This window comes from Streptomyces sp. NPDC006294 (assembly GCF_042870895.1).
Lineage (GTDB): Bacteria > Actinomycetota > Actinomycetes > Streptomycetales > Streptomycetaceae > Streptomyces.
On record NZ_JBIAHV010000001.1, the window covers coordinates 597,750 to 613,407 of the forward strand.

Sequence of the window (15,658 nt, forward strand, 5' to 3'; positions counted from 1 at the left end):
CGGCACCGGGACGTCACCGATCATGCCCCGACGCCGGCCCCGCGGCCCGTCGCGACCCGCGCCACCGCGAGACCCGGCGCGGCCGTGCCGGCGGTCGCGAGCAGCGCGCCGTCCGGGCCCCAGACCGCGCTGCCGCCCCGGCACTCGCCGACGTCGCACGGGCCGACCGCGTTGGCGAGCAGCACCGGCAGGCCGTTGTCCCGCGCCCGGACCGGACAGACCGTCTCGAACGAGTCGTTGCCCTCGTCGAGCACCGAAGACGCCACGTACACGTCGCAGCCGTCGGCCGCCGCCCGCCGCGCGACCCCGGGAAACCGGTTGTCGTAGCAGACCGCGACCGCGAACCTGACGCCGTCGAGGGTGAAGCGGCCGTCTTCGCCGCCCGCGGCGAAGACGGCCTGCTCCTCTCCGTACAGATGCCTCTTGTCGTAGCGGGCGAGCAACTCCCCGTCCGGGCCGATCACGAACGCGGAGATCGCCGGGCGGGAGCCGGACGTCCGCGCGGCGCAGCCCACCAGCGCCGCCGTCGACGTCGTACGACACGCCTCCCGCACCGGCTCCAGCCGCGGGTCGTCCTCGGTCAGCCACAGCCCCGGGTCGCGGGCGATCGGACCCAGCTCGTAACCGGTGGCCGCCAGTTCGCAGAAGGCCGTCAGCCGCACGCCCTGCCCGGCGGCCTCCCGTACGAGCGCCGCCATGCTGCGGACGTTCGCCCCGATGTCGCCCGGTGCGGACGTGAACTGGCCTGCCGCGATCCTCATACGGCCATCATCGCGTCCCGCCGCTGCCCGCGGCCACCCGGATGATCTCCCTTGTCTGGCCGATGATGTCCAGCCGGTTGCGGACGAACTCGGGGTCGGTGACCTCGGTCGTGTTGCCCGCCGCGAACTGCAGGACCGGGGTGTGCACATGGCCGCCGGGGACGTCCAGCCCGAGGCGGTCGCGCAGCAGCGTGGCGCGGTAGGCGATCTCGTTGGACAGATAGTCGCCGCCGCCCCCGGCGCGTGCGGTGGAACCCGGCGTCGGGCCGTCGGGCCGGACCACGGGACTGCTCTCGCCGGCCGGGATCTCGGTCACGGACGTGTTGTCGTACACCGGGAAGCGGCCCGTGTCGGCTGCGGTGATCGCCTCGTACGGCAGGGAGGTCAGCGTCCACTGCGGCTGGGAGGCCGGGTCGGCCACCGGGACGGTCTCCGTGCGGGAGACGTTGTCGTTGTCGGGGAAGCCGCCCCGCCAGGCGCCGTTGAAGCGCTCGATGTCGACCCGGCCCACCCGGCCCTGGCTGACCGTGGTGAACAGGTCCGCCTTCGGGAGCTGCCGTTCGAGGGTCCGCTCGACCGTGCCGTCCGCGAAATCCTGCCAGCGCACCGGGAACACCGCAGTCTCGATCCGGGCCGGGCCGTCCGCGGTGCGGATCCAGGTGCCGTCGAGGGCGAGCGCGGCTGCGCCGGACGGATTGCTGATCCGGATGTCCCGGTCCAGCGTGAACGGGTCGAAACCGGTCATCACGATCCGCTTGACGCCCTTGCCGGACGGCAGGTCCATCGAGTCCTGACCGCGCGAGGAACGCTCCAGACGGTCCATCAGCCGCGCCCGCTGCGCCTGCGTGACGCCGAACGCGGGCTGCCACTGCCGAAGCCCCGCCGTCATGCCGAGACGCGCCCAGTACAGCGGCCGGTCGTCGTCCCGGCTCAGATCGCCCCGTACCGCGCCCCTGCCCTGCGCCCGGTCCACGGCCCGCTGCCACAGCGACGACCCGTGGCGTGCCACGGCGCGCTCGGCCTGCTCGTACGTCGTCGCGCGCTCCAGCGCCCGTACGAAGGCCGGGGCGATCGGGTCGAAGCCGCTGCGGCGCAGGATCTCCTGGGGCACGGCCCGTTCGAGCCGCTGCTCCTCGACGGTGAGCGGCGGCGCGGCGAGGGCGGGCGCCGCCGACGCGAGCGGGGAGGAGGTGACGGTGAGGGCGGCGGAGGCGGTCAGGGCGAGCGCGAGCACGTCCAGGCGGGCGCGTATCCGGGGCACGAGGTTCCTTTCGTCGGCCGGCCCGCAGTATCGCGGCGCGGCGGCGGCGGACGGAAGGCCGCGTCGCGCTCAGGACCGGATCAAGGGGCGTGTGCGGCGGTGACGTTCCGGTACGCGATCTCCGCGAGCTGCCGCTGGCCGTCCCTGCCGGGGTGGAACCAGTCCCAGCGGCTCAACTGGGCCCCGGTGAAGCGGTAGTCGAAGACGGCCCCGCCGTCGTACCGGCAGCGGTCGTCCTGCGCGCAGACGTCCTCCAGCACGCCGTTGTACGCCACGACCCGCTGCTGGACGCTGTCCCGGCGCTGCTCGGCCCGGACGCCGACGTCCTGCGCCTCGCCCAGCATCGTCGCGCAGATGCCCAGTTCCCATATCCGGCTGCCCAGCGCGTCGCCCCGGCCCACCGACCAGAGCCGCTTCAGGTCCGGCACGCTGGCGACGTAGACCTGCGTCTTCGGGGCGTCCTTCCGCAGCCTGGCCATGGCGGCCTCGACCGACGCGCGGAACTCCTCGACGGGGGTCATCCGGTCCACGGTGTCCGCGCAGGCGTCGTTCGCGCCGATCATCACCGTGACCAGTTCCGGGCGATGGGCCGCCGCCCGGGCCATCTGCTCCGGCAGGTCCGAGGCGTCGGCGCCGGAACGGGCCAGGTTCCAGCTGCGCCGCGCCGCGCCCGAGGGCCCCAGCAGGCGCAGGGCGAGACTGTTCACCGCGGTGTCCGTGCCGGTCGACCACGACACCTCCGGGCAGTCCGACAGCACCATGCACGCGTCGAACCCGCGGGTGATGGAGTCGCCGACCGCGGCGAGGGACCGCGGGGCGCGGTCCCAGTCGGGGGTCGGGCTGGGGCTCGGGCTCGCGCTCGGAATGGGGCGGGCGGCAGGGCTCCGGCCGGGCTTTGACGACGCGTCACATGCCGCCGTCCCGCCGGCCGCCAGCGCGGCGACGGCGAGCGCGGCGGCGGCCTTCCGGCCGGCGCCAGTGCGTGCGCGGAGCGTTCGGCTGCGCTGGCGCAAGGTCACTTTCCCCTCCACAAACCCGGCATCCGACCTCCTGCCGAGTGAAAGCTTGGTGCGTACGGGCCCAGGACCGACATTACGTCACCCCTCGGCGCGTTCCGCACGGTAACTTTTGCCACGTCGACCCAGAGGCCGACCTCGCCCATCGGCGCCGGTAAATTACATCACGTCACATGCCGTCCCTTTTGTGGAGACTTGTTCCCGATGCTGTTTACTGAGGCCGCTGGGAAGGCGAACCTCGTCCCACACTGGAGGTCCCGGTGACGACACGTGGCGTTCTGTACGTTCACTCCGCACCGCGCGCGCTGTGCCCGCACGTCGAATGGGCGGTCGCGGGTGTGCTCGGCGTCCGGGTCCAGCTGGACTGGATCCGACAGCCCGCATCGCCCGGCACGTGGAGAGCCGAGTTCTCCTGGCAGGGGGAGTCAGGAACGGCGTCCAAGCTGGCGTCCGCGCTGCGCGGTTGGCACCTCCTGCGCTTCGAGGTGACGGCGGAGCCGTCCGCGGCGGCCGAGGGCGAGCGCTACAGCGCCACGCCGGAGCTCGGCATCTTCCACGCCGTGACCGGCATCCACGGCGACATCCTCGTCCCCGAGGACCGGCTGCGGGCGGCGCTGGCGCGGTCCGCGCAGGGCGAGACGGACCTCGAGGCGGAGGTCGCGAAGCTGCTCGGCAAGCCGTGGGACGACGAGCTGGAGCCGTTCCGGTACGCGGGTGAGGGAGCGCCGGTGCGGTGGCTCCACCAGGTCGTCTGACGGGCCGGAAGCCGGCCGGTCTTGTCGGGGCTCCGCCCCGAGCCGCCGCGCCTCAAGCGCCGGCGGGGCTGGATGTGCCGGGCCGCACGCCCCCCGTGCCTTGAGCGCCCACGGTGCCGGGAGCCGGCCGGTCTTGTCGGGGCGCTGCCTCGAGCCCCGCGCCTCGAACGCCGGCGGGGCTGGATGTGCCCCCCGTCCGGCGGGGCCGGGCGCTTGGCGGTCTTGTCGGGGCCCCGCCCGAGGTGGCCCCGCCCACGGCCGTCGGGCCGTAGGGGGAGTCTGAGGCCACCGCGCGGAGCACGGTATCGGTCCCGGGCGAAGCTCGGCCCGCCGCCCGGAGGGCGGTCCGGGGGCCGGGGCGGAGCCTGGAACACACCGCGCGGTGCGCGGTGGACGGGTCCGGGCGGAGCCCGGTTCGGGAAGGGGCGGGTAGGGGAGAAGAACGAGGCCCGCGCCCCCAGAAAGGGGCACGGGCCTCGCCGCGGAGCACGTGGGATCAGACCGTGCGGAACGCCAGCACCACGTTGTGGCCGCCGAAGCCGAACGAGTTGTTGATCGCCGCGATCGTGCCTTCCGGCAGCACGCGCGGCTCGCCGCGGACGATGTCCGCGTCGACCGTCTCGTCCAGGTCGTCGACGTTGATCGTCGGCGGGGCCGTGCGGTGGTACAGCGCCAGGACCGTCGCCACGGTCTCGATGCCGCCCGCGCCGCCCAGCAGGTGACCCGTCATCGACTTGGTCGCGGAGACCGCGACATGGTCCAGTTCGTCGCCGAGGACGGCGCGCAGCGCCTTGATCTCGGCGACGTCACCCTGCGGCGTCGACGTCGCGTGCGCGTTGAGGTGCACGACCTCGGACGGCTTGAGGTCCGTGGTCTCCAGCAGGTTCCGCAGCGCCGCCGCGATACCGCGGCCCGTCGGCTCCGGCTGCGCGATGTGGTGGCTGTCCGCGGACAGGCCCTGGCCCAGCACCTCGCAGTAGACCTTCGCGCCGCGCGCGGCCGCGTGTTCGGCCGACTCGAGGATGACGACGCCCGCGCCCTCGCCGAGGACGAAGCCGTCGCGGGCGGTGTCGTAGGGGCGCGAGGCCTTCTCGGGCTCGTCGTTGTTCTTGGACATCGCCATCATGTTGGCGAACGCCGCGATCGGCAGCGGGTGGATCGCCGCCTCCGTGCCGCCGGCGACGACGACGTCGGCGCGGCCGGTGCGGATCATCTCGACGGCGTAGCCGATCGCTTCGGCGCCGGACGCGCACGCGGAGACCGGAGTGTGCACGCCCGCCTGGGCGTTCACCTCCAGGCCGACGTTGGCGGACGGGCCGTTCGGCATCAGCATGGGCACGGTGTGCGGGGAGACGCGGCGTACGCCCTTCTCCTTGAGCACGTCGTACTGGTCGAGCAGAGTCGTCACGCCGCCGATGCCGGAGGCGATGACGGTGCCGAGCCGGGCGGGGGTGACGGCCTCGTCCTCCCCGGCGGGCGCGGTGTAGCCGGCGTCGGCCCACGCCTCACGGGCCGCGATGACGGCGAACTGCGCGGAGCGGTCGAGCTTCCGGGCGAGCGGGCGCGGCAGAACCTCGCCCGGGTCGACCGCGGCGGGCGCCGCGATCTTCACCGGCAGGTCGGCGAAGCGCTCGCCCTCGAGCAGCTTCACACCGGAGCGTCCGGCGATGAGACCTTCCCAGGTCGATGCGCTGTCGCCACCCAACGGTGTGGTTGCGCCGATACCGGTGACGACCACGGTGCGATTGGTCGAGTTCACAGGAATTCTTTCTCCACGATTAGAGGGTGCTGAATTTTCACGGCGCCACCGGAGGGTGGCGACAGACGCGCTGAAGACTCAGGCCTGGTGCTTGAGGATGTACTCCGCGGCGTCGCCGACGGTCTTCAGGTTCTTGACGTCCTCGTCCGGGATCTTGACGTCGAAGCGCTCTTCGGCGGCGACGACGACCTCGACCATGGACAGCGAGTCGACGTCCAGGTCGTCCGTGAAGGACTTGTCCAGCTGGACGTCCTCGGTCGGGATACCGGCGATCTCGTTGACGATCTCGGCGAGACCTTCGACGATCTCTTCCTGCGTGGCGGCCATGATGGCGCTCCTTCGGTGGTTATCAGAGGGTGTGGCAGTAGCCGTCCGGAAGATCCGTACGGTGCCTAGGGGAGGGTAACGACCGTCGCGGCGTAGACGAGACCCGCCCCGAAGCCGATGACGAGCGCGGTGTCGCCGCTCTTCGCCTGTCCGGTCGCCAGGAGCCGCTCCATCGCGAGCGGGATCGAGGCGGCCGAGGTGTTGCCGGTGGTTTCCACGTCGCGGGCGACCGTGACGTGCTCCGGCAGTTTCAGCGTCTTCACCATCGAGTCGATGATCCGCAGGTTGGCCTGGTGCGGGATGAAGACGTCCAGGTCGGCCGCGGTGATTCCGGCGGCGTCGAGCGCCTGCTGGGCGACCTTCGCCATCTCGAAGACGGCCCAGCGGAACACCGCCTGGCCCTCCTGCGTGATGGCGGGGAACTTGATCTCGCCGCGCTGGTTGAGCGGCAGCTTCGTGACGTCGCCGCCGTGGAAGTCGTTCCACGGCACGGTCTGCTTGATGGTCTCGGACTTGTCGCCCTCCGAGCCCCAGACCGTGGGACCGATGTGCGGTTCGTCGGAGGGGCCGACGACGACCGCGCCGGCGCCGTCGCCGAACAGGAAGGCCGTCGCGCGGTCCTCCAGATCGGTCAGGTCGCTCAGCCGCTCCACGCCGATGACGAGGACGTACTCCGCGGAACCCTCGACGATCATGCCCTTGGCGAGGGTCAGCCCGTAGCCGAAGCCCGCGCAGCCGGCGGAGATGTCGAACGCGGCCGGCTTGCCCGCGCCGATCTTGTCGGCGATCTCGGTGGCCACCGCCGGGGTCTGCTTGAAGTGCGAGACGGTGGAGACGACGACGGCGCCGATCCGGTCCGCCGTGATCCCGGCCTCTGCGATCGCCTTGCCGGACGCCTCGACCGACATCGCGGTCACGGTCTCCTCCGGGGAGGCCCAGTGGCGGGTCGAGATGCCGGAGCGGGAGCGGATCCACTCGTCGGAGGAGTCGATCGTCTCGAGGATCACCTCGTTGGGCACGACCCGGGTGGGACGGTAACCGCCGACACCCAGGATCCGCGCGTACGGGGCGCCCTTGCTGGGCTTGATCTTCGACATGCTCTACGGCTCCTAGTCAGCTGCTGAACCCGCCGCGTCAGCGGCAGATGTATGCGTGGCGACGAGCGTGCGGGCCGCGTCGAGGTCGTCGGGGGTCTTCAGCGCCAGCGTCCGGACGCCCGGCAGCGCGCGCTTGGCCAGGCCGGTGAGAGTGCCACCGGGGCAGACCTCGATGAGGGCGGTGACGCCCTGCTCCTTGAAGGTCTCCATGCACAGGTCCCAGCGGACCGGATTGGCGACCTGACCGACCAGACGGGAGATGACGTCGGCGCCGTCGGCGACGATCCGTCCGTCCTTGTTGGAAACGTAGGGGACGGCCGGGTCCGAGGCCTCGAGGGCCTTCACGGCCTCTTCGAGCTTCGCGACGGCGGGCGCCATGTGGTGCGTGTGGAACGCGCCGGCCACCTTCAGCGGCAGCACCCGGCGGACGCCCTCCGGCTTGTCCTCGGCGAGCGCCGCGAGCTGCTCCGCGGTGCCGGCGGCGACGATCTGACCGGCGCCGTTCACGTTCGCCGGGGTCAGACCGAGCTTCTCGAGGTGGGCGACGACCGTGTCCGCCTCACCGCCGAGCAGGGCGGACATACCGGTCTCGGTGACCGCGGCGGCCTCCGCCATCGCCAGTCCCCGCGCCCGTACGAGCTTCAGCGCGGCGGTGTCGTCGAGGACACCGGCGAAGGCGGCGGCGGTGATCTCGCCGACGCTGTGACCGGCGACCGCGCCGGGCGCCGTCTCACCGAGCGCCGACGCGGACAGCAGTCCGGCGGCGACCAGCAGCGGTTGGGCGACGGCGGTGTCGCGGATCTCGTCCGCGTCGGCCTTGGTGCCGTAGTGGGCAAGGTCGAGCCCGATGGCGTCGGACCAGGCCGCGATGCGGTCGGCGGCGCCGGGGAGGTCGAGCCAGGGAGTCAGGAAGCCGGGCGTCTGAGCGCCTTGGCCGGGAGCGACGAGTACGAGCACCCTCACACTCTCTCTTGTGGACGGTCCGGCACGCCCGTGAGGACAGGGACGAAGAACCGTCAGGGGATTTGTTGGTGTCCCACAAAAGTCTAGGGCTGAGCATCTCCGTCGGCCAGACGCCCGAGGATGAGGGCGATTCGCAGGGTGAAGGCGGAGCGTACATCCGAAGGCGACCATCCGGTGACGTCTGTCACACGTCGGAGCCGGTAGCGCACGGTATTGGGGTGAACGAAGAGCATCCGCGCCGCGCCTTCCAGGCTGCTCGCCTGTTCGAGATAGACACTCAGAGTTTCCAGCAGAGCCGAGCCGGCCTCTTCCAGTGGTCTGTAGATCTCCTCCACCAACTGCTCGCGCGCCGCAGGGTCGGAGGCGATGGCGCGCTCCGGCAGCAGATCGTCCGCGAGGACCGGCCGCGGCGCGTCCTGCCAGGCGGAACACGCCTTCAGCCCCGCCGCCGCGGCCTGCGCGGACCGGGTCGCGGCCAGCAGGTCGGGCACGACCGGCCCGGCGACGACCGGCCCCGCCGCGTACGGGCCGATGAGGGCCTTGGCGACCTGGAGCGGATTGTCGCTGCCGCCGGCGATGACGACGAGCCGGTTGCCGAGCACCCCGGTCAGCACCTGGAGCTTGGCGTGCCGGGCGGCGCGGCGGATCGCCTCGACGGTCAGTTCGCTGTCGCCGTCCGGCGCTGTGCCGAGGATCACGCACACATGCTCCGGAGAGTTCCAGCCGAGCGCCGCGGCGCGCGACACCGCGCCCTCGTCGGCCTCGCCGGACAGCACCGCGTTCACGACGAGCGATTCGAGGCGGGCGTCCCACGCGCCGCGGGCCTCCGCGGCCTGCGCGTACACCTGGGCGGTGGCGAAGGCGATCTCCCGCGCGTAGACGAGCAGCGCCTCACGCAGTACGGACTCGTCGCCGGGGGCGGCGACCTCCTCGATCGCCGTCTCCATGACCTCGATGGTGGTGCGCACCATCTCCACGGTCTGGCGCAGTGTGATCGCCCGGGTCAGCTCGCGCGGAGCGGTGCCGAAGACGTCGGTCGAGATGGCCTGCGGGGTCTCCGGGTGCCGGAACCACTCGGTGAACGCGGCGATGCCGGCCTGGGCGACCAGCCCGATCCACGACCGGTTCTCCGGTGGCATCGCCCGGTACCAGGGCAGTGACTCGTCCATGCGGGCGATCGCGTTCGCCGCGAGCCGGCCGGACGACTGCTCGAGGCGGCGCAGGGTCGCGGAGTGCGGGTGGGAGGAGTTCGCTGCAGGTTCGGGCACGGGACAAGAGTGCCTTATCGGGACGGGCGGCCCGCGTGCCGGGGTTCTTGTTCACCGTGACGACAGATACTCGCTCCCCGCTACGGTGGTGGCGTGATATCCGTTCGGCGCACCGGTGAGCGCTACAGCGGCGGCGATCTCGCGGCCGGCATCGAGTCCCTGCACGCGTTCTCCTTCGGGCGGCACTACGACCCGGACAATCTGCGCTTCGGCGCGATCCTCGCCTGCAACGAGGAGCGGCTCGCCCCCGGCGCCGGTTTCGACGAGCATCCGCACAGCCACACCGAGATCGTCACCTGGGTCGTCGAGGGCGAACTCACCCACCGCGACTCGGCCGGCCACGCGACCGTCGTCCGCCCCGGCGACGTCCAGCGCCTCGGCTCGGCGGGCGGCGTGCGGCACGTGGAGCGCAACGACGCCGGCGTCCCGCTGGTCTTCGTCCAGATGTGGCTCGCCCCGCTGGAGCCGGGCGGGGAGCCGTCGTACGAGATCGTGCGCGGCATCGCCGACTCCACGCCGTACGCGCTCCCCGAGGCGGGCGCCATGCTCCACGCCCGGCGCCTCGCGGCGGGCGGGCGCAGCGCCGTACCGGACGCGCCGTTCGTGTACGTGCACGTGGTGCGCGGTCAGGTGCGCCTCGGGCACGCGGAGTTGGGGCCGGGGGACGCGGCGCGGATCACGGACGCGGAGGGGCTGGCGCTGGCGGCGCCGGACGCGGCCGAGGTGCTGATGTGGGAGATGGCCGCGCGGTAGGGCCGGGGCCCCGGCCGTCTTTCAGGTGCGCGGGTGGACGTGGAGGTCCGCCCCGCTGATGCCCGGCCCCGCCGCCTCGGGCAGCAGCCGCATGTCGTGGCCGTAGTCCCCGCCGGTCAGAGTCCGGTACGGGATGGGCTCGTCGGTGAACAGCCCGTCGAGGCGCTGCCCGTACGCCCGCTCCGCCTCGGCGTACCGCTCCGCCGTCAGGCTGTTCGCGTCGTACACCGCGAACGGTTCGAGCGGCGCGATGCCGGTGAACGAGAACACGCCGTGCTGCACCGGGTGGAGCAGGTCGGACAGCCGGCCGTGGATGCCGCGCTCGGACAGGGACGGCTCCGACGCGCCGGTCGTCACCGACAGCAGCGCACGCCGCCCGGCCAGAGCGCCCTCGCTGTACGGCGGCGGGAGGCCCGGGCCGTGGGCGAAGCCGAAGGTGAACACCCGGTCGAACCAGCCCTTCAGGATCGCGGGCACCGAGAACCACCACATCGGGAACTGGAGGATCACCGCGTCCGCCTGGAGGAGTTTCCGCTGCTCGGCCTCGATGTCCGCGTGCAACCCGCCGGACAGCGTGGCCTCTTCATGGGCGGCCAGCAGCTCCAGCCGCCGGTCGGCGGGACGGTCGGGGAAGTCGTCGGCGTCCACCGTCGCCTTCCACTTCATCGCGTAGAGATCGGACACCTGGACCTCGTGCCCCGCCGCGCGCAGGCGTTCGAAGTACGTGCCGCCGCCCTGCCGGTGGTGGTCGCCGGCGGACACCGGTGTCCTGGGAGCGAGCCCCGCCGCGCTCAGCGCGGCCGTCGCCCGGCGGAGCTGCTCGTCCATGTCGGGACGGGCGGGCGGCTCTGTGCACAGCGCCTCGACGCGCCCTCCCGGCGGGAGCAGCGCTTGTGTGTATCGCATCGCGGGGACGTTCGAGCTCGTGCCGGGCCGCCCGGACCTGGACGCGAGACTGGCCGCGCTCGCCCCCGCGGTCGCCGCTGTCCGCGCGCACGCGGCCGAGGGCCGCGCCGTCGTCTCGATCTGCGTCGGAGCCTTCCTGCTTGCCGAGGCCGGCCTGCCGGGGGAGTCACCGGAGGCCGTCCACGAACGCCCGCCAGGCGCGGGCAGCGAAGGTGACGACAGGGCCGTCGGGGTTCTTGCCGTCCCGGACGGGGGCGAGCGCGGCGGGGCAGCCGCCGGCGACCTCGGCGCACTCGCCGCCGCTCGGGCCGCTGTACGACGACTTGGGTGCGGCCAAGCCCGCGGGCACGGAGGGACAGTGATCGGCTCAGCGCAGTGCGCCGCGCGCCTGCCAGTCCGCCCACGAGACGTTCCACGCGCCGAAGCCGTTGCCCGGTGCGACGACGCCCTTGGTGTCCTTGCCGCTGATCTCGAACGGGTCGCCCGGGCGGACCTGGTCGTAGAACCAGGCGGCGTTCGCGTCGCTCATGCCGATGCAGCCGGAGCTCATGTTGGCCCTGCCGAACCACTTGTCGTTCCACGGCGCGGCGTGCGCGTACATCCCGGACCAGGTCAGCCGCATCGACTTGTCGACCATCTTGTCGTAGGCGTCGCCGAGGCCGACCGTCTCGGAGTTCATGTTGATGGTTCCCTCCTTGGCCATCAGCACCGCCGTGCCGCGCCAGGAGCGCTTGTCGCCGCCGGGCGTGCCGCCGGAGACCGGGATGCTGCGGACCGCCTGCCCGTCCCGCTCCAGGGTGAGCCGCTTGCGGTCGAGGTCGACCTTGACGACCTGGCCCGCGCCGACGGTGAACGCGGTCGAGTAGTCGCGGACGAACCAGCCGCCGTCGCCGGAGTCGGTGCCGTTCAGCTCGGCCCGGAGGGTGACCTTCGTGCCGGGCTTCCAGTACTCCTTGGGACGCCAGTCGATCCGGTCGCGGCCCGAGTAGTCCTCCAGCCAGCCCCAGGCGCCCTCGGTGCCGTTCGAGGTGGTGAGCTTCAACTGCCGCTCCACCGCCGCCTTGTCGGTGACCGGGTGGTCGAAGACGAGGGACACCGGCTGGGCGATGCCGACGGTCGCGTTCGCGCCGGGCCGCCAGTCGACCTTGTTGACCTTGTCGGCCTCGGCGGTGGTGAAGACGGACGTCACTGTGCCCTTCGTGCCGCCCTTCGTGACCGTCGCGGCCGTGACCGTGTACGAGGCGCCGGGTGCGGCCTTGCGCTCGGAGACCCAACTCGTCCCGTCCGCGGCCGGCCTGCCGCTGAGGGAGCGGCCGTCGGCGTCGGTGACGGTGACCGAGGTGAGCCTGCCACCCGCCGCCTGGACCTTGACGATCTCGCCGGCACGCACACCCTTGCCCTTCGGCGTCACCGTCACGGTCGCCGGGCGGTCCTCGACCGCCGCCGGTCCATCGCCCTTGGCGTCCGCGGCCGGCATGCCGGATCCGGACGAACAGGCGGCGAGCGGCGCCAGCAGCACCGCGACCGCCGCGATGCGCACACGTATGTGGCTCAACGGATTCCCCCGTCACGAGTAGTGGATGTGACGACGACTGTAGAACCGTTGAAACCGCAGGTGAGCGGCGCTGCGGCCATGTGACGGCGACTGGTGGGGAACGGTCGTCGTCCGGTCACATTCGCCGCGCGGAGCGGTCATGGACGGCTGTGAGCATCCTCGGCGTCCCCTGGAGATCCGGGCTGTCCGGCAGGGGATCCGGGCGTTCCCCAGAGAGAGGCTCACACCGTGTCTGCGCTGCTCGTGACTGCCGACCGCGGCCAGGAAACACCGCTCGCGCCCATCACCTCCGCCGCGTACCGCCAGTTCCTGGCGTCCGGTGAGGGGGTCGCGCTGGGCGCCGGGTTCCTGCAGTGTCCGTCGTGGGCGCAGGTCAAGGAGGGCTGGCGGGCCCAGCTCGTCGGCTGGGGGCCGGACCCGGAGGCCGGGAGGCTGGCGGGGGTCGCGCTGGTGCTGCTGCGGCAACTGCCGGGAACCCGCAAGTACTTCGCGTATCTGCCGGAGGGGCCGGTCGCCGACTGGGCGGACCCGGGCATCGACGGCTGGCTCGGTCCGCTGCTGCGGCATCTGCGGGCGGCGGGGGCGTTCGCCGTACGGGTGGGGCCCTCGCCCGCGTACCGCCGCTGGAGCGCCGCCCGGCTCAAGCCGGCGACCGGGCCGGGGCGGCGGCTGGCGGACGTCCTCGCGAGCGAGGTGGACCCGCTGGGCACAGCGGTCGCCGAACGGCTGCGGGCGCGCGGCTGGCGGCGGTGCGGCGGCGAGGAGGACGGGGACGCGCAGCCCCGGCACGTCTTCCAGGTCCCGCTCACCGGCCGCACCCCGGACGACCTGTGGTCCGGGCTCAACCAGGAGTGGCGGCGCAATGTGCGGCGCGCGAAGAAGTCCGGCGTCGAGGTGGTGGTCGGCAGCGCGGCCGAACTGCCCGAGTTCTACCGGCTGCTGCGGATCACGGAGGAGCGCGACGGCTTCCGGCTCGGCCGGTCGCTCGCGTACTACGAGCGCCAGTACGCGGCGCTCAACGCGGAGGAGCCGGGCCGGATGAAGCTCTACCTCGCCCGCCACGGCGGCGAGATCCTCGCCGCGCACACCATGATCCACGTGGGCCGCCGCGTCTGGTACCAGACGGGCGCCTCGGCCGACCACCGCCGCGAGGTCCGCCCCTCGAACCTGCTCCAGTGGCGGATGCTGCTCGACGCCCAGGCCCTCGGCGCCGACGTCTACGACATGCGGGGAGTACCCTCCACCCTCGACCCCGACGACCGCCCGTACGGGCTGCTGCGCTGGAAGCTCGGCACGGGAGGGGAGGTCGTCGAGACGCTGGGGGAATGGGAGAGACCGTTGGACGGCACGGCCAACCACGCGCTGTACCGCGCGTTCCAGACGTACCTGGCGCGCCGGTGACACCGGGCAGCCGGAGCCGCCCGGCGGCCGTGCCGGGGGGCGTGCCGCCGTACGCCGGCGCGCCGGCGGAGGCTCCCGCCGGGCAGACGACCGCAGAGGCCGCCGCCCCTGCGAAGGCGCCCGGAGGGGCCGTCCCGCCGCAGGCACCCGCACAAGCCGCCCCCGCGCCGTCCGGCGCGCGTGGCCCGTCCGTGCTGCGCAGCGGGGTCGTCATGGCGGCCGGGTCCGTCGTGTCGCGGGCCACCGGGTTCGTGCGGTCAGCCGTCGTCGCCGCCGCGATCGGGGTCGGGGCGGTCGCCGACGGGTACGCCGTCGGCAACTCCCTACCCACCATCGTCTACATGCTGCTGCTCGGCGGCGCGCTCAACGCCGTCTTCGTGCCCGAGCTGGTCAAGGCCGCCAAGGGGCACGGGGACGGCGGCGCCGCGTACACCGACCGGCTGCTCACCGTCTGCGTCCTCGCCCTGCTGGTGCTCACCGCAGGCGCCGTCTGGGCCGCGCCCGTGATCATCGACGCGTACACCGACTATCCGCCCGGCCAGACCGCCATGACGGTCGCCTTCGCCCGCTACTGCCTGCCGCAGATCTTCTTCCTCGGGCTGTTCACCCTCCTCGGCCAGGTTCTCAATGCCCGCGGCCGGTTCGGCGCGATGATGTGGACGCCCGTCCTCAACAACGTCGTCGTCATCGCCGTCTTCGGCCTCTACCTCGCCACCGGCGACGGCGGTTCGCTCACCGCCGCGGAGACCGCGCTGCTCGGCTGGGGCACCACCGCGGGCATCGCCGTCCAGGCCCTCGCCCTGGCGCCCGCGCTGCGCGCCGCCCGCTTCCGCTACCGGCCCCGCTTCGACTGGCGCGGCAGCGGGCTCACCCGGCCGCTGCGCAACGCCGGTTGGCTGGTGCTGCTGGTGCTCACGAACCAGGCGGCGTACTGGGTGACGACCCGGCTGGCCACGTCGGCCGGCCTGCACGCGCACGCGGACGGCGTCGACGGCGGCGCCGGCTTCAGCGCGTACAACAACGCCTACCTTCTGTGGGCCGTCCCCCACGGCATCATCACCGTGTCGCTGATGACCGCCCTGATGCCCCGGATGAGCGCGGCCGCCGCCGACGCCGACACGGCCGGGATACGGCGCGACGTGTCGTACGCGCTGCGCAACAGCGCGGCGGCCGTCGTCCCCGCGGCGTGCGTGCTGCTGGCCCTCGCGCAGCCGGTGATGGCGCTCGTCTTCCAGTACGGCGCCACGGACGCGGACGACGTCGCCGTCATGGCGGGCACGCTGATGGCGTTCGCGCCGGGGCTCGTCGCCTTCTCGGGGCAGTACGTCCTGTCCCGCACGTTCTACGCACTGTCCGACACCCGCACCCCGTTTCTTCTCAACCTGGTGATCGCGGGCCTCAACGCGGGCCTGTCCGTGACGGCGTACCTGCTGCTGCCCGCGCGCTGGGCGGTGACCGGCATCGCCGGCGCGTACTCCCTGGCGCTGTGGACCGGCTGGGCGGTCACCGCGCTGGTCCTCCACCGCCGCCTGGCGGCGCGGGACGCGCGAACGCCCCGAGCATGGCGTTCCGCCGCCGTCGCCGCGCAGGCCCGGCTGCTGCTCGCCGCCGTCCCGGCGACGCTCCTCGGGTACGGCGCGGCCCGCTGGGCGGCCCCCGCCGGGGCGGCCGCGGCGGCCGCGGCCGGGGTGCCGGCGATCGCCGCCGTCTTCGTGCTGCTCGCCCGTCCGCTGCGGCTCGCCGAGGTGCAGGGCCTCGTCGCGGGCGTGGCCGCGCGACTGCGCCGCCGGCCCTGACGTTGATCGGGACCCGACCGACAACCCGCCTCCGACCCCC

Annotated in this window: 15 protein-coding genes; 4 read left to right on the plus strand and 11 right to left on the minus strand. The window is 73.0% G+C overall.

The features are described 5' to 3' along the window. Positions 1–20 precede the first annotated feature (20 nt). The 3 genes from ACFYOP_RS02655 to ACFYOP_RS02665 all read right to left on the minus strand — a co-directional run bounded on the left by ACFYOP_RS02655 (position 21) and on the right by ACFYOP_RS02665 (position 3,035). Positions 21–761 (minus strand): carbon-nitrogen hydrolase family protein, encoded by a 741-nt coding sequence (locus ACFYOP_RS02655; protein ID WP_356890121.1) that lies wholly within the window; start codon positions 759–761, stop codon positions 21–23. A gap of 7 nt (positions 762–768) precedes the next feature. Beyond that, entirely contained in the window at positions 769–2,022 is a 1,254-nt protein-coding gene (locus ACFYOP_RS02660) for a pyroglutamyl peptidase (protein ID WP_356890123.1), read from the minus strand. A gap of 80 nt (positions 2,023–2,102) precedes the next feature. Then, positions 2,103–3,035 carry an SGNH/GDSL hydrolase family protein gene (locus ACFYOP_RS02665; protein WP_356890269.1) on the minus strand — a complete coding sequence of 311 codons (933 nt, stop codon included), beginning with the start codon at positions 3,033–3,035 and terminating at the stop codon, positions 2,103–2,105. A 263-nt stretch (positions 3,036–3,298) separates the two neighbouring features. Here ACFYOP_RS02665 and ACFYOP_RS02670 point away from each other — a divergent pair, with 263 nt between their 5' ends. Beyond that, positions 3,299–3,793, plus strand: a complete 495-nt coding sequence (locus ACFYOP_RS02670) for a DUF3145 domain-containing protein (protein ID WP_356890125.1) — start codon at positions 3,299–3,301, stop codon at positions 3,791–3,793. A 496-nt stretch (positions 3,794–4,289) separates the two neighbouring features. Here ACFYOP_RS02670 and ACFYOP_RS02675 read toward each other — a convergent pair whose 3' ends face one another. The 5 genes from ACFYOP_RS02675 to ACFYOP_RS02695 form a co-directional block, all read right to left on the minus strand. Next, a complete protein-coding gene (locus tag ACFYOP_RS02675) occupies positions 4,290–5,552 on the minus strand; it encodes a beta-ketoacyl-[acyl-carrier-protein] synthase family protein (protein WP_356890127.1) in 1,263 nt (420 codons plus the stop codon). Positions 5,553–5,630: 78 nt separating this feature from the next. After that, positions 5,631–5,879 carry an acyl carrier protein gene (locus tag ACFYOP_RS02680; protein WP_138055468.1) on the minus strand — a complete coding sequence of 83 codons (249 nt, stop codon included), beginning with the start codon at positions 5,877–5,879 and terminating at the stop codon, positions 5,631–5,633. A 65-nt stretch (positions 5,880–5,944) separates the two neighbouring features. After that, entirely contained in the window at positions 5,945–6,976 is a 1,032-nt protein-coding gene (locus tag ACFYOP_RS02685) for a ketoacyl-ACP synthase III (RefSeq protein WP_356890129.1), read from the minus strand. 12 nt (positions 6,977–6,988) lie between these two features. Then, complete coding sequence (locus ACFYOP_RS02690; protein ID WP_356890131.1) at positions 6,989–7,933, minus strand: ACP S-malonyltransferase; 945 nt, start codon at positions 7,931–7,933, stop codon at positions 6,989–6,991. 89 nt (positions 7,934–8,022) lie between these two features. Next, entirely contained in the window at positions 8,023–9,207 is a 1,185-nt protein-coding gene (locus ACFYOP_RS02695) for a helix-turn-helix domain-containing protein (protein ID WP_356890133.1), read from the minus strand. 93 nt (positions 9,208–9,300) lie between these two features. Here ACFYOP_RS02695 and ACFYOP_RS02700 point away from each other — a divergent pair, with 93 nt between their 5' ends. Beyond that, on the plus strand, positions 9,301–9,960 hold the full coding sequence (locus ACFYOP_RS02700) for a pirin family protein (RefSeq protein WP_356890135.1): 660 nt from the start codon (positions 9,301–9,303) through the stop codon (positions 9,958–9,960). A 21-nt stretch (positions 9,961–9,981) separates the two neighbouring features. On the opposite strand, the gene ACFYOP_RS02705 is transcribed toward ACFYOP_RS02700, so the two are convergent. The 3 genes from ACFYOP_RS02705 to ACFYOP_RS02715 form a co-directional block, all read right to left on the minus strand. Beyond that, positions 9,982–10,866, minus strand: a complete 885-nt coding sequence (locus ACFYOP_RS02705; RefSeq protein ID WP_356890137.1) for an NAD(P)H-dependent oxidoreductase — start codon at positions 10,864–10,866, stop codon at positions 9,982–9,984. Positions 10,867–11,032: 166 nt separating this feature from the next. Further along, entirely contained in the window at positions 11,033–11,215 is a 183-nt protein-coding gene (locus ACFYOP_RS02710) for a DUF397 domain-containing protein (RefSeq protein WP_356890139.1), read from the minus strand. A gap of 18 nt (positions 11,216–11,233) precedes the next feature. Further along, positions 11,234–12,421, minus strand: coding sequence for an Ig-like domain-containing protein (locus tag ACFYOP_RS02715; protein WP_356890141.1), 1,188 nt, complete (start codon positions 12,419–12,421; stop codon positions 11,234–11,236). Positions 12,422–12,649: 228 nt separating this feature from the next. Between ACFYOP_RS02715 and ACFYOP_RS02720 the strand changes: the two genes are divergently transcribed. Further along, positions 12,650–13,822, plus strand: coding sequence for a lipid II:glycine glycyltransferase FemX (locus ACFYOP_RS02720; protein ID WP_388450672.1), 1,173 nt, complete (start codon positions 12,650–12,652; stop codon positions 13,820–13,822). Between the two features lie 212 nt (positions 13,823–14,034). Beyond that, positions 14,035–15,618 carry a murein biosynthesis integral membrane protein MurJ gene (gene murJ / locus ACFYOP_RS02725; protein ID WP_388450705.1) on the plus strand — a complete coding sequence of 528 codons (1,584 nt, stop codon included), beginning with the start codon at positions 14,035–14,037 and terminating at the stop codon, positions 15,616–15,618. The last annotated feature ends 40 nt before the right edge of the window (positions 15,619–15,658 follow it).

Bases quoted from the DNA above. Each gene is read 5' to 3' on its own strand.
- ACFYOP_RS02655 (WP_356890121.1), bottom strand. From the start codon at position 761: ATGAGGATCGCGGCAGGCCAGTTCACGTCCGCACCGGGCGACATCGGG.
- ACFYOP_RS02680 (WP_138055468.1), bottom strand. From the start codon at position 5,879: ATGGCCGCCACGCAGGAAGAGATCGTCGAAGGTCTCGCCGAGATCGTC.
- ACFYOP_RS02685 (WP_356890129.1), bottom strand. From the start codon at position 6,976: ATGTCGAAGATCAAGCCCAGCAAGGGCGCCCCGTACGCGCGGATCCTG.
- ACFYOP_RS02705 (WP_356890137.1), bottom strand. From the start codon at position 10,866: ATGCGATACACACAAGCGCTGCTCCCGCCGGGAGGGCGCGTCGAGGCG.
- murJ (WP_388450705.1), top strand. From the start codon at position 14,035: ATGGCGGCCGGGTCCGTCGTGTCGCGGGCCACCGGGTTCGTGCGGTCA.